Origin of the sequence: Polynucleobacter sp. (genome assembly GCF_040400325.1) — a bacterium.
Classification (GTDB): Bacteria; Pseudomonadota; Gammaproteobacteria; order Burkholderiales; family Burkholderiaceae; genus Polynucleobacter.
In genome coordinates, this window is record NZ_JBBAQK010000022.1 from 1 (window position 1) to 12,428 (window position 12,428).

The 12,428-nt window shown below is 41.7% G+C and carries 15 protein-coding genes and 1 tRNA gene; 12 read left to right on the plus strand and 4 right to left on the minus strand.

What is annotated here, in order from left to right; all coding sequences use genetic code 11:
- Positions 1-227: 227 nt before the first annotated feature.
- The 3 genes from ABWP14_RS10925 to ABWP14_RS10935 all read left to right on the plus strand — a co-directional run bounded on the left by ABWP14_RS10925 (position 228) and on the right by ABWP14_RS10935 (position 3,041).
- On the plus strand, positions 228-1,262 hold the full coding sequence (locus ABWP14_RS10925) for an STAS-like domain-containing protein (RefSeq protein WP_353203003.1): 1,035 nt from the start codon (positions 228-230) through the stop codon (positions 1,260-1,262).
- Positions 1,263-1,640: 378 nt separating this feature from the next.
- Positions 1,641-1,931 (plus strand): hypothetical protein, encoded by a 291-nt coding sequence (locus tag ABWP14_RS10930; protein ID WP_353203004.1) that lies wholly within the window; start codon positions 1,641-1,643, stop codon positions 1,929-1,931.
- A gap of 249 nt (positions 1,932-2,180) precedes the next feature.
- A complete protein-coding gene (locus ABWP14_RS10935) occupies positions 2,181-3,041 on the plus strand; it encodes a hypothetical protein (RefSeq protein WP_353203005.1) in 861 nt (286 codons plus the stop codon).
- Between the two features lie 105 nt (positions 3,042-3,146).
- Here ABWP14_RS10935 and ABWP14_RS10940 read toward each other — a convergent pair whose 3' ends face one another.
- Positions 3,147-3,710 carry a GNAT family N-acetyltransferase gene (locus tag ABWP14_RS10940; RefSeq protein WP_353203006.1) on the minus strand — a complete coding sequence of 188 codons (564 nt, stop codon included), beginning with the start codon at positions 3,708-3,710 and terminating at the stop codon, positions 3,147-3,149.
- A 166-nt stretch (positions 3,711-3,876) separates the two neighbouring features.
- On the opposite strand from ABWP14_RS10940, the gene ABWP14_RS10945 reads away from it, so the two are divergent.
- From ABWP14_RS10945 to ABWP14_RS10980, 8 genes are read left to right on the plus strand one after another with little or no spacing between them, the layout of a single operon-like run.
- Positions 3,877-6,183 carry a DUF3141 domain-containing protein gene (locus ABWP14_RS10945; RefSeq protein WP_353203007.1) on the plus strand — a complete coding sequence of 769 codons (2,307 nt, stop codon included), beginning with the start codon at positions 3,877-3,879 and terminating at the stop codon, positions 6,181-6,183.
- On the plus strand, positions 6,180-7,157 hold the full coding sequence (locus tag ABWP14_RS10950; RefSeq protein WP_353203008.1) for a bifunctional enoyl-CoA hydratase/phosphate acetyltransferase: 978 nt from the start codon (positions 6,180-6,182) through the stop codon (positions 7,155-7,157). Before ABWP14_RS10945 ends, ABWP14_RS10950 begins: the two co-directional genes overlap by 4 nt.
- Positions 7,132-7,605 carry a phosphate acyltransferase gene (locus ABWP14_RS10955; RefSeq protein WP_353203009.1) on the plus strand — a complete coding sequence of 158 codons (474 nt, stop codon included), beginning with the start codon at positions 7,132-7,134 and terminating at the stop codon, positions 7,603-7,605. The genes ABWP14_RS10950 and ABWP14_RS10955 overlap by 26 nt, the downstream gene beginning before the upstream one ends.
- A 6-nt stretch (positions 7,606-7,611) precedes the next feature.
- On the plus strand, positions 7,612-8,841 hold the full coding sequence (locus tag ABWP14_RS10960; protein ID WP_353203010.1) for an acetate/propionate family kinase: 1,230 nt from the start codon (positions 7,612-7,614) through the stop codon (positions 8,839-8,841).
- 6 nt (positions 8,842-8,847) lie between these two features.
- Positions 8,848-9,504, plus strand: a complete 657-nt coding sequence (locus ABWP14_RS10965; protein WP_353203011.1) for a CoA transferase subunit A — start codon at positions 8,848-8,850, stop codon at positions 9,502-9,504.
- A gap of 6 nt (positions 9,505-9,510) precedes the next feature.
- On the plus strand, positions 9,511-10,182 hold the full coding sequence (locus ABWP14_RS10970) for a 3-oxoacid CoA-transferase subunit B (RefSeq protein ID WP_353203012.1): 672 nt from the start codon (positions 9,511-9,513) through the stop codon (positions 10,180-10,182).
- Positions 10,183-10,193: 11 nt separating this feature from the next.
- Positions 10,194-11,057, plus strand: a complete 864-nt coding sequence (locus ABWP14_RS10975; protein ID WP_353203013.1) for a 3-hydroxybutyryl-CoA dehydrogenase — start codon at positions 10,194-10,196, stop codon at positions 11,055-11,057.
- Positions 11,058-11,102: 45 nt separating this feature from the next.
- A complete protein-coding gene (locus ABWP14_RS10980) occupies positions 11,103-11,489 on the plus strand; it encodes a hypothetical protein (protein ID WP_353203014.1) in 387 nt (128 codons plus the stop codon).
- A gap of 44 nt (positions 11,490-11,533) precedes the next feature.
- On the opposite strand, the gene ABWP14_RS10985 is transcribed toward ABWP14_RS10980, so the two are convergent.
- Together ABWP14_RS10985 and ABWP14_RS10990 are read right to left on the minus strand one after the other, a co-directional pair.
- Positions 11,534-11,728, minus strand: a complete 195-nt coding sequence (locus tag ABWP14_RS10985; protein WP_353203015.1) for a hypothetical protein — start codon at positions 11,726-11,728, stop codon at positions 11,534-11,536.
- Positions 11,729-11,855: 127 nt separating this feature from the next.
- Positions 11,856-12,017, minus strand: a complete 162-nt coding sequence (locus tag ABWP14_RS10990; protein ID WP_353203016.1) for a hypothetical protein — start codon at positions 12,015-12,017, stop codon at positions 11,856-11,858.
- 128 nt (positions 12,018-12,145) lie between these two features.
- On the opposite strand from ABWP14_RS10990, the gene ABWP14_RS10995 reads away from it, so the two are divergent.
- Complete coding sequence (locus ABWP14_RS10995; protein WP_353203017.1) at positions 12,146-12,319, plus strand: hypothetical protein; 174 nt, start codon at positions 12,146-12,148, stop codon at positions 12,317-12,319.
- 16 nt (positions 12,320-12,335) lie between these two features.
- On the opposite strand, the gene ABWP14_RS11000 is transcribed toward ABWP14_RS10995, so the two are convergent.
- A tRNA-Cys gene (locus ABWP14_RS11000) sits at positions 12,336-12,410 on the minus strand.
- Positions 12,411-12,428: the final 18 nt, after the last annotated feature.

The following is a 12,428-nucleotide window of genomic DNA, read 5'->3' on the forward strand; positions in this document are numbered from 1 at the left end:
ACGCGAGCATAGTGCCGTATGGCAATGTCGCTATAAGGTAGATAACAAGTGGATATGCTCTACTACCAAAGAGACTCGACTTGATTTAGCGGTGAATAGGGTTAAAAGGGCCTCAGAGCGCATATAAGTACTATTTATTCAGGGTTTCTTGTCAATCCTTGACCAAAAACTTTACAATAATTTCACAAAACTTTACAATAATTTCACAAAACTTTACAAAAATAGATATGAAATTTGCCAATACAAAGCGCTCCCAAGAAATACGTCAGTTCTTGGTAGATGGCATTAAAGCCAATCAACTCGATTTAGCTCATGCCGCAATGGAAAGGTTTGGCCTTACAAGGCAGGCTATCCATGCTCATTTTGCAGCGTTAGTTAAGGATGGATTTTTAGCTTCCAGCGGCAGCACGAAGGCGCGTGTATATCAGTTAGGCATAAAACGATTTCATGATGGCCTATTTAAATTAAGTGGGCTGGAGGAGTCTGAAGTTTATTCACGTGACTTTAGTGAAATATTTAATGGCTTGCCTAAAGAAATTTCCAATATTTGCCATTACGGTTTTACTGAAATGCTAAACAATGCCATTGATCATTCAGAAGGTACTGAGGTCTATATTCATGTAGAAAGAACGCCTGATTTTGTTTCAATATCAATTGTTGATAATGGCGAGGGAATTTTTAACCATATTGCTAGATTATTGAAGTTACATGATCCACGCGAGTCTATTTTGGAGTTGAGCAAAGGAAAGCTCACTACCGATCCACGAAATCATACTGGGCAAGGAATCTTTTTCTCATCCCGTGCTTTCGATGAATTCTTTATTTTCTCTGGTGATTTAGTCTTTACGCATGCTGATGGTTCGGGAATAGATTTTTTACTTCATAACGAAAACAGTCATCAAGGAACCAGGGTTGTCATGAAAATAGCGCTTAATTCAGAAAGAGTACTACGTACGGTATTTGATAGTTTTAGCGGTACGGAAGATGAAGATTACGCGTTTAATAAAACCGTTGTTCCAGTGAAGTTGGCTCTATATGAAGGTGGGCAACTTATTTCGCGTTCGCAGGCGAAAAGAATTTTAAATCGTGTTGATCGTTTTAAGACTGTACTATTAGATTTTAAAGGTGTTGAATCAATTGGTCAGGCATTTGCGGACGAAGTGTTTCGTGTTTTTATTAAACAAAATCCGCAAATTACCATTCACCCTATTAATGAGAGCTTAGAGGTTAAAAAAATGATTAAGGCTGCTAAAAGCATTTAGGGTAGAAACAAGACGGCATCCAGCTAAGTCGAGCAATCGATATGATGAAGGCATAGTCCAGGGAGTAGTGAAAGCTACACAAACCGGAATCCTTTGGCCCCAGGTTCAAGTCCTGGTGGGCCCACCAACAAAATCAATGACTTAGCGTGAGAACGCTAGGTCATTTTTCTTAATGTGTAGTCGGTGTGTAGTAAATATCACCGCTAGACCCTAATAGATATATGGCACAAGCTTGGAGCAATGAACTACTTGTAGATTGTGGTGTGCAAGTATTGCGAGACTTCTGTCGACAAGAGTTGGTTTAGGCGCAATAAGAAATGGGAACTTGCATACTTTTTTATGATCTAGATCAAAAACTTTAGGCGTATACTGGCCGTTTTGGCATATGACTATGCGGCAGTTAGGCAATTTATAGATCATGGTACTAATGGATTTTTAGCTAGTCCAAATGAGGCCAACTCATTCCTTGCAGCAGGCCTTGCGCTAATAAAAGAGGATGTTGATTTAGACAATTTGAGAGCCCATGCAAGGCAAATAACGCTAGAAATTTCATGGGATCAAGTGACTAAAAAATTAGAAAACAATTATCGCGATTTACTACAAAATTTCCATTCAAAAGATAAACTAGCTTCATCGCCTGTTTTAAGAGAAATTTTTATTAAGCAATGAATCATATTTTTATACGATCGCTTTCTCACAGTTTTACCATCACTAATCAGATAAGTTGATAGCTGAAAATAGTTGGATGGGAGCCTCATTAATAGTTCAATTATTTTTGGAGCCCTATCGGGAGAATTTCTAATTAGTGATTTTCAGCATGATTTTCAAACTGGTTAATCTAGATTTTATAAGAGCTGATATTTCAAGCTCTGCGAGAATTTAGTTTAAAAGGTAATCCTTTTTAGCGATAAATCTACTGTGCCTAATCTAATAAATCTTACTTTAGCTTTTACAACTCTTTTTTTAATGGGTGGGGCTCAGGCATTTGAACCCTTAAATACTGATGATGCTGGAACGGTTAAGAAGGATGGCAATCAGATTGAAATGTATTTTTACTCAATTAATAAGGTTAACCAGCCTACAGGACCAGGTCAAGACATATCAAGCCCGGGCACAGAATTTTTGGGGCCAGGCTCAACTAATGTATTTCCTTTTACTTACACTCGAGGGATAACCAAGAATATAGAGATTGCCATTGGAACGCAATATAACGCTTCCCCACGAGCAAGTGATTACTCGCCGATTAGCAATTACACTCTTAATGCAAAGTGGCGTTTTTGGGGTGAAGAGGGCGATAGTTGGAACTGCGCAATAAAACCCATCTTACAATTTCCCGTTGCAAAGCAGCAGCAAGTTGTTGGTTTTGGACAAGCAGCATTCAATTACGGCGCTACATTCATTACCTCTTATTATTTAAATAAGTCTTTGGAGACTCATGTCAATGTTGGTTATATTCGAAGTCCCTATAACGTAAACTATTTAAATGGGGGTAGTACAAGTCCTTTAAGATTAAATATCTATACTGCTTCGGTTGCCCCCATATGGAATGTCATGGATGGCTTTCGTCTTGCTCTCGACTTTGGTGTAAAAACCAATCCACCGGCGACTGAACAACAGTCAACTATCTATGGCATGGTTGCAGCAATTATTGGCTTATCTGAAAGTGTTGACTTTGGGATCTCAATGATGCGTAGTGCGCAAAATACAGGACTAGTATTGGTTGGTAATGGGCCTAATTCAACGCGTTTAGATACTGGAATTACCTGGCGATTTGATTAGGTACGGACAAGGTCCGAAATAAATACTGCCGTACACTGATAAACACGCGCTCTAACTCAAAGATTGCGTTAATTTGTCAAGAAAGAAAGGCGGCTCAGGCTAATGTTAACCACCGGTAGTTGAATGGCGTGCAATATAAAATTGATAGTCATCCTCTGAGGTTCGCAGTGTATACCCAAGGTGACGCATTAAGAAAAGCATATCCTCATTTTTTTTATTTATATGACCATAAATTCCAGCTAAACCATTTAGTCGTGCGCAGTCAAGAATAGCCCGCATTAAATGAGAGCCAATACCCTCGTGATGGTGATCATCGCTCACTGAAAGTGAAAACTCTGCTTCCAGTCCATTAGAATCTTGAATAAAGCGGGCAATTCCAGCTAGTGTTTGGGTGTCGTCTGAATTCATTACTATAGCAACTAGAGCAAAGTCACCTTCCTTATTGGCATGGATGATTTCGTTGAGCAAAGCTTCGGGCAATGTCGACATTGCATGTGCATAACGAAAGTAACGACTTTTAGTCGATAAGTGTTCAAATAAATCTAATACTCCAGTCCGATCATTTAGTGAGATTGGGCGAATTTCATATTGACCAATGACCTGCCCCTCGCGAAGTAGTGGCCAGTTTTTAATAAAAGATGAATTTAAGGCTCTAAGCTGATTATCCATATGCGTTTCGATCTGTAGATGAACTAGAACAAGAATTGCCTTACTGTACTAAAGCTAGAGCTCGGATGTTTGTCATCAATTGGTCAAATAATATTAATCTTTTTGTCACAATTACCACATAGGATCATTCCTCCTTATTAAATGAATCTGAAAATTGGAGCTAGCTATGCTGAACGATCCAAATGAATTTAACTTTATTAAATCAGCAGGCAAACGGTTAGAAAAGTTAGTCAACACTTCGCAGGACGCAATCAAGCAAAGCTCAGAAGCAGCCAGAACTGTTTCAGATTTATCCGCATTGCATATCCAAAAACTTTCTAAGACAATTCGTCGAGACTCTAAAAAAATTGAGCATCTTATTGAGTGCGCTAATCAAGATACGCAGGTTTTAAAGACTGCCACTTTGAGTGACTGGCTGCAAATGTACACTGCTTATGTCCGAGATTCAGTCCAACGCCAGGCGTTAGTATTTGATGCTCTGCGCAAAAGAGGGAATGTATATACCGACCATATTGATTCTGGGATGCCACCAGTATTAGATTTTCAGTATGACGTCGTTGTGGACGGTAAAGATCTTAACCCTCCAGTAAATTATTTGCTACTGAAGATTACGCCTCCAGCAGGGGTAGTCATTGACCCTGAGCGTGCCCCAGTATTGATTATCGATCCACGTGCTGGACATGGCGCAGGAATTGGTGGCTTTAAACCGGATAGTCAAGTGGGCGATGCTTTTGATGATGGTCATCAAGTCTACTTCTGCGCTTTTCGACCAATGCCAGAGCCCAGTCAAACTATTGCACATGTTCGTGGTGCTGAAATATTTTTCCTAGGAAAGATTGCAGAGGAACACCCGCATTCACCCAAACCTATCTTGGTAGGTAATTGTCAAGGAGGGTGGGCTGCAATGTTGGTAGCTGCAAAGGCCCCTAGATTAGTAGGTCCGATTGTTTTGAATGGGTCACCAATGTCTTACTGGGCCGGTAAGGTCGGAGAAAATCCGATGCGCTACACCGGTGGATTAAGAGGCGGCTCTCTGCCTGCGTTACTGATGGCTGATTTGGGAAATGGTTTGTTTGACGGCGCCGCGTTGGTGCAAAATTTTGAATCTCTAAATCCAGCTAATAGTTTCTTCAAAAAATACTACAACTTATATGCTCATGTCGATACAGAAGCTGAGCGATTCATTGAGTTTGAGCGCTGGTGGGGTGGTTTTTGTTTTATGACTGAAGCAGAAATTCGTTGGATTGTAGAGAATTTATTTATTGGCAATAAGCTGGCTAGTGGCGAAGCAATTTTAGATGGTGAACGAGTTGACTTAAAAAAAATTGAATCGCCAATTATTGTTTTTGCGTCACATGGAGACAATATCACTCCACCTCAGCAAGCTTTGTATTGGATTCCAGATTTGTATTCTAGTGCCGAAGAAATCAAAGCACGTGGGCATCGAATTGTCTATATGCTGCATGATTCTATTGGACATTTAGGCATATTTGTTTCAAGCAAAATTGCGGGCCGTGAACATGAAGCCATTACTGACACAGTGCGTGCAATTGAAGCACTCTCGCCAGGGCTTTATGAAATGATTCTTGAAGATGATGCAGAGCGCGTCCACATTCGCTTTGAGCCAAGAAGTATTGATGACATTTTACATTTAGATCATAACCGCGAAGAAGAGCCTTTATTCGCTGAGGTGGCGCGTATGTCAAAAATTAACTCTGAGGCTTATCAGAGAGTGGGGCGCCCATTAGTAAAGGCTTTAACCACAAATGAATCAGCCCAAATGATGCGTAATTTACACCCATTGCGCACGCAACGATTTGTATTTTCGGATAAAAACCCTTTCATGCCGATGCTCGATTCCTTAAGCAATCAAGCAAGTCAAGATAGGGTTAAACTTAACCCATCAAATCCATTCCTCATTGCTGAAAAAATTGGTGCAGAGATTTTTGAAATGCAACTGAACTTGTATCGTGATGTACGAGATGCCTGGGCAGAGAGTTGCTTTTTTGCAATGTATACATCACCAATCTCAAGAGCGGTATTCCATCCGACTGCGGAAGAACACCCCCTTCATTCTGAGATTGACGTCATGAAAATGCCAGAAATTCAGGCAGCCTTGGCTAACATTGAGCAAGGTGGCTTAGCTGAAGCTTGCGTACGTATGTTGCATCTTCTGAATAAAGCCCGCGGTTATGTGAGACGCACCCGTCTTGAGCGTGAGCTACAGGTACTAAAACGCCAAGATTTATTTCCCGATTTGAGTGATCAGGAGATTAAAAAAATCTTACATCAGCAATCTTTGATTGTTGATTTCGACCAAGTCAATGCAATAGCTACTTTACCTTTACTGCTCAAAACTCCTGAGAGTCGTCAGGCCGCTTTAGATTTAGTGATGGAGATTGCTGGTCCGAGAGAGAAAATGCATGCGGCTGCTTTAAAAGAATATGGCCAATTTGAAATACTCCTGTCATGAATATCCCTGGCTATGACTTACATAATCATCTTTGGTCTGAGCTTCAGATAGGAGATGAGGCCTCAATTGATCACACTATAACGGCAAGAGATTTATATCTCTTCGCACATGCTTCGGGAAATTTAAATCCAAACCACATGCCACATCTAGATGTGGCCCAAGAAGGGAGCCAAGAGGGGGCAGCTGGAATAGTGGCACCATCAATGTGGATAGGTGCGTTGATATCCAGTGTTTTAGGTAATATCTTGCCAGGCCCCGGAACCTCCCATCGTAAACAAAGCCTTGATTTTGTTGGGCATGCACAAATTGGGGATCAGCTTAAGATCTATGTCAAACTCATCGAAAAGTTGGAGTCACCCAAAGCCTTATTTGCAACTGAGGTAAGTACTAGTAAGGGCGAGATAATTGCCACGGGAATTGCAGAGGTCGATGCTCCACTAGAAAAAATTACTCTCTTGCCAGACCAATTACCTGGTTTGCTCTTAGGGGAGCATAACCATTTTGAGCGCATCATTAAAGCAGCACAAAATCTTCCCCCTATGCCAACAGCGGTGGTTTGCCCTGATGATGCTAAATCCCTTGGCGGAGCATTGATGGCTATGCTTGCAGGACTCATTCTGCCAATTTTGCTTGGTTCACGTGAGGCCATTGAGGCAGCTGCGAACGAAGCTAATGCAGATATTCGTGAAATCGAAATCATAGATATTGCCGATCATAAATTGGCTGCTGCAACTGCAGTCGCTTTAGTCCATCAGAATAGAGTCAAAGCGATTATGAAGGGTAATGTACATTCAGATGAATTGCTCTCACAAGTGGTTAAAAAGGATGGTGGTTTACGTGGTGCGCAACGGATTTCGCATGTCTTTGTATTAAATGTACCGACTCTAAGTTACCCATTATTTATTAGTGATGCTGCAATTAATATTGCACCAGATTTAGCTACCAAGGTTGACATTTCCCCAAAATGCTATTGACCTGGCTTGTGCTTGTGGTATTGCCCTACCGCATGTGGCTATCCTGTCAGCTGTAGAAACAGTGAACCATAATATCCCCTCTTCGATGGATGCTGCTATTTTGGCAAAGATGGCTGATCGTGGCCAGATTCTTGGCGGCTTAGTAGATGGCCCCTTGGCTATGGACAATGCAATTGATCTGAATGCTGCCCAGACCAAACATATTAGCTCACCAGTTGCTGGTAAAGCTCAAGTACTAATAGTACCCAATTTGGAAGCAGGCAATATGTTGGTAAAACAACTTACATTTATTTCGCATGCCCAACCCGCTGGTTTGGTCTTAGGTGCCAAGGTACCTGTGATGATCACCAGCCGTGCTGACAGTGAACATGCGCGCATGGCTTCTTGTGCGCTAGCCTTGCTATATGACGCCTATCGTCAAAATGGCACTTCTGTCTTTGCGCATTAGATCTGTATGAGTACTCAATTGGATACAAACCGCATTCCAGCGATTTTGGTGATCAATTCAGGTTCATCCTCAATTAAATTTGCAGTATTTGATGATTCTGATTTATCTGAGCTGGTGAAGGGTCAAATTGATGGTATTGGCTCGCATGCTAGCTTTAAAGTAAAAAGCCCTGATCAGCGTATTCAAGAGGCAATCACTTGGCCTCTTGAATTAGCACCACAGGATCATAGTGCGGCCCTAAAAATTATTTTGGATTGGCTGCATCATGATTTATCCCATATACAAATTCTGGCTGTGGGCCATCGCGTTGTTCATGGGGGCCCTAAATATTTTGAGCCTGTGCTAATCAATGATGCCGTAATCCACGAGCTCGAATCATTTTATGCACTCGCTCCCTTGCACGAACCTCATAATATCGCTGGTATTAAAGCTGCTCGAGAGGTGTTTGGCGATGTTCCACAGATTGCTTGTTTTGATACCGCTTTTCATCGAAGTCAATCTTTTATCAATGATACCTATGCCTTGCCACGTGCTTTTTATGAGGAAGGTGTCAGGCGTTATGGTTTTCATGGTTTGTCATATGAGTACATCAATAGTTATGTGCAGCAATACTTACCCGCTTATTTTGGCAAGAAAACCGTAGTAGCCCATCTTGGTAATGGTGCATCTTTGTGTGCAATTGAGCATGGCCATGCAGTAGCAACCACTATGGGGTTTTCTCCTTTGGATGGTATTCCCATGGGGTCACGATCCGGTCAAGTTGACCCTGGGGTGCTGCTCTATTTAATGCAATATAAACAATGGGATGCTCAAGGGATTTCTGATTTACTCTACAAGGAATCTGGACTAAAAGGTCTTTCGGGTGGCTTATCAAATGATATGCGGACACTTGAAGCCTCTAGTGCCATTGAAGCTAAGGAGGCTATTAGCTATTTTGTACAACATGTCCAGCAGGAAATCTTGAGTTTAGCGGCTGTAATGCAGGGGCTAGGTGTAGTGATATTTACCGGTGGTATTGGGGAGAACTCTATCTTCATTCGCGGCCAAGTGATGCAAGGACTGCAATGGGTCGGGGTTGAAGTTGATGAACGAGCGAATCTTGGAGATGCAGCGATTCTCTCAACTACATCGTCTAAGATAATTTGTTTGAGGATTGCTACCAACGAAGAATTAATGATTGCTAAACATACACATAATCTATCAACTGCGCTGCTCACGTGCTCTGTGGATGCTTAATTCAAAATGAAAATTGCTAAACACGTAGATGAAATCGTTGACTGTATTTTGCCGGGCTCAACCTTGATGATTGGTGGATTTATGGGTGTTGGTAGCCCACATCGCATGATTAATGCCCTAGTAAAATCCGGTCAGGCAAACCTTACTGTAATCGCAAATGACACTGCCATGCCAGGTGTTGGTATTGGAAAATTGATCTCTAGCGGGCAGGTTTCACGGGTAATCACCAGCCATATTGGCTTAAACCCAGAGACGCAAAAAAAGATGTTTGCTGGTGAAATCCAAGTTGAATTGGTACCGCAAGGTTCGTTAGCAGAACGAATTCGTTGTGCCGGTTATGGTTTGGGAGGGGCTTTAGTCAAAACGGGTCTCGGTACACTCGCTGCAGAAAATAAATCTACCGTGATGATTGATAATGAGACTTGGTTATTAGAGTTGCCCCTGTTTGCCGATTTTGCCTTAATACATGCACATCAAGCAGATTACTTCGGCAATCTCAGATACCAACTCACAGCAACTAATTTTAATCCGGTGATGGCTATGGCGGCTAAAAAAGTTTTTGCAGAAGCGAATGAAATATTACCAGTGGGGATGATTACGCCAAATGATATAACAACCCCCGGAGCCATTGTTGATGAGCTCATTGCAGTTGAACGGATCTGATAAATCATGAATGCACAAGAAATCATTGCCCGCCGAGTAGCACTAGAGTTACGCGAAGGGATGTTAGTCAATTTGGGTATTGGATTACCTACAATGGTGGCAAATTATATTTCAACAGGACTTAATGTATTTTTGCAATCAGAAAATGGTTTGATTGGCTTGGATGCGAGGCCTCCAGAAGGTATGGAGGACGATGACTTAACCGATGCGGGTGGTGGTTATGTTACCGCCATACCAGGGGCTACACGCATTGACAGTGTGATGTCATTTGGTCTAATACGCGGTGGGCATTTAGACATTACGGTTTTGGGTGGTCTACAAGTCGATGCCAAGGGTTTATTGGCTAATTGGATGATTCCAGGGGTACTTGCTCCCGGCATGGGTGGAGCGATGGATTTGGTTACAGGCGCAAAACAAGTTATTGTCGCCATGCAACACACTGCTAAAGATGGCGCGTCTAAGATTGTTCCCGAGTGCACTTGGCCTTTAACCTCGATTCGTCCTGTGAGTCAGATCGTGACCAACCTTGCATTTATTGAGGTGACTCCAGTCGGCCTCTTACTAAAGGAAACTGCTCCGGGAGTCGCTGTTGAAACAGTGATCAAAGCCACCGCTGCGTCATTAATGATCTCCCCGACCGTTTGTGAAATGGTTTTATCGGGTAGTTTAACTAGTTAGGTCTTAAAGTCATGCCAATAAAATCAATCGGTGTTATCGGCGCGGGAATTATGGGCAATGGTATTGCTCAGGTATGTGCTACTCATGGTTTGGAAGTGACTATGATTGACATCAACGATTCAGTGCTTGAGCGAGGTATCGATACGATCACGCATAGTTTAGAGCGCATGGTTAAAAAAGGTACGCTCTCTGAAGATGATCTTGCGCAGGCAATGAAGCGAATCGCAGTGAGTACTGAATACCAGAAATTAGTGAACTTAGATTTAGTGCTTGAAGCAGCTACTGAAAATCAATCTTTGAAAGAAAAGATCCTACATGATGTAGATGAGCTAGTTTCAAAAGAGACGATTATTGCTACCAACACATCGTCATTGTCGATTACTAAATTGGCAACCTTGAATTCCAACCCAGAACGTTTTATTGGTATGCATTTCTTCAACCCAGTACCGCTGATGAGTTTGGTTGAAGTGATCTGTGGTTTGCAAACCAGCCCCATGACCCGAGATAGCGTGATTGCATTTGCCCGTGAAATTGATAAACATCCTATTACCGTGAAGAATGCGCCGGGCTTCGTTGTGAATCGTATTCTATTGCCAATGATTAATGAGGCCTTCTTTGTATTAAGCGAGGGTGTTGCCTCTCCAGAAGATATCGATGTAGGTATGAAATTGGGTTGTAATCAACCGATTGGCCCCTTAGCATTGGCCGATCTGATTGGATTGGATACTTGCTTGGCGATCATGGAAACTTACTTTAATAGCTTTAATGATTCCAAGTACCGCCCTGCACCACTTTTAAGAGAGCTCGTGGCTGCAGGATATCTCGGTAGAAAAACGAGCCGTGGTGTGTTTAAGTACCAAAGAAAAGCACCATGAAGTGACAATGCCATCTTCCCAAGCAACTACATCAGGAGACTAATCATGACCTTAAACCACCTAAGCGGATCCGAGCAATCATCAGGTCAAATGAGCCCCATTAAAACTCTTGAAGGTTTTTATGGTTTGATGATGCCAATTTGGACTGTAACGAGTAATTCCTTTGAAAATCATAAAAAATTACACGAAGAATTAATTGAGTTAATGCAAGACGCCAATGAGCGGGTTACTGACAGGGTAGTAGATGCGGTAGATCATATTAAGCCTAAAGAATTCATGGGCACCATGACTATTACAACCCAAACTCTAGGACAAGCTAATCTGATGATCTATAACGCAATAGTTGAGCAACATCATGAATTTATTGATAGCTACTTTCAGTTGCTAGATAAAGGACATCAAAATATTTACAAAGATGCCAGTCAGATATAAAAAGTTGTCAGGACAGTTTTAGTTCTTATGGGGTAAGATATAGACTAAGAATCATCTCTTACAGCAATTCGTCCATGAGCATCAAGATCAGATTCTTCTACTTCTAGAGAATCATCTTCAATCACTGTTGCACCCTCTAAATGCTCGATATATTCGTGAATGGCATAGTAAGGAGCAACATGGACATGATCATCAGCTTGATGATCCCAGACTTTGTAACGAAATACGGTAAGCTTCATTTGGCGTTCACCTTCATTAAGATCATGATCCGAGGCGGTGTTTTACATAGCGGCTGGCATAGGCTTTTCGAGCCTCAGTCCACGCCAAAGCTGCTTTAATAACCAAGCGTTGTAGTTTTATCATGATTTATAGCCCCCTTGATATGGTGTAGTGATACAGAAAGTCACGAGTAAGTTGCTCTACTTGCTGATGGCTATAAGGGTCGCGGCTGTTGATGTACTGCTCTAAATCACTACCTTTGGTTGGGTTACTAAAGACTTGATTTATGAGTCTCAATAATCGTGTCATTAAAGACTCCTTTGGTTGAAATATTAGGGTTACTACTTAGTTAGTATGCACCTGCTTAATGAATCTTGCATGACAGCAAAATGTAGGATGAGAACCCTAAGGTCACCTATAGGACTAAAAAGACAAATATGAAACTAAAAGAAATAGCTAATAAGCTTATGGAGACTGGGGAGATAGGGCTGGCAGATTTCAAAGCTCTAAAGTTAAAAGACCTAGAAAAACTGACCGAAGAAATCAAGCATTGGTGCCTCTATAGCGGTGACAAGCTTGAAAAGTTGGGTAAAAATCTTTCAGACAACTAATTTAAAAAATAGTTTATGGAGGTGGAAACCTAGAATCGAACTAGGGTATTGAGATTTGCAATCCCATGCATCACCACTCTGCCATTCCGCCACAAAGAAAAAGCCACCT

Coding starts and splice junctions, on each gene's coding strand:
- ABWP14_RS10925 (WP_353203003.1), top strand. CDS start 228: ATGAAATTTGCCAATACAAAGCGCTCCCAAGAAATACGTCAGTTCTTG.
- ABWP14_RS10940 (WP_353203006.1), bottom strand. CDS start 3,710: ATGGATAATCAGCTTAGAGCCTTAAATTCATCTTTTATTAAAAACTGG.
- ABWP14_RS10945 (WP_353203007.1), top strand. CDS start 3,877: ATGCTGAACGATCCAAATGAATTTAACTTTATTAAATCAGCAGGCAAA.
- ABWP14_RS10950 (WP_353203008.1), top strand. CDS start 6,180: ATGAATATCCCTGGCTATGACTTACATAATCATCTTTGGTCTGAGCTT.
- ABWP14_RS10960 (WP_353203010.1), top strand. CDS start 7,612: ATGAGTACTCAATTGGATACAAACCGCATTCCAGCGATTTTGGTGATC.
- ABWP14_RS10965 (WP_353203011.1), top strand. CDS start 8,848: ATGAAAATTGCTAAACACGTAGATGAAATCGTTGACTGTATTTTGCCG.
- ABWP14_RS10970 (WP_353203012.1), top strand. CDS start 9,511: ATGAATGCACAAGAAATCATTGCCCGCCGAGTAGCACTAGAGTTACGC.
- ABWP14_RS10975 (WP_353203013.1), top strand. CDS start 10,194: ATGCCAATAAAATCAATCGGTGTTATCGGCGCGGGAATTATGGGCAAT.
- ABWP14_RS10980 (WP_353203014.1), top strand. CDS start 11,103: ATGACCTTAAACCACCTAAGCGGATCCGAGCAATCATCAGGTCAAATG.
- ABWP14_RS10985 (WP_353203015.1), bottom strand. CDS start 11,728: ATGAAGCTTACCGTATTTCGTTACAAAGTCTGGGATCATCAAGCTGAT.
- ABWP14_RS10990 (WP_353203016.1), bottom strand. CDS start 12,017: ATGACACGATTATTGAGACTCATAAATCAAGTCTTTAGTAACCCAACC.
- ABWP14_RS10995 (WP_353203017.1), top strand. CDS start 12,146: ATGAAACTAAAAGAAATAGCTAATAAGCTTATGGAGACTGGGGAGATA.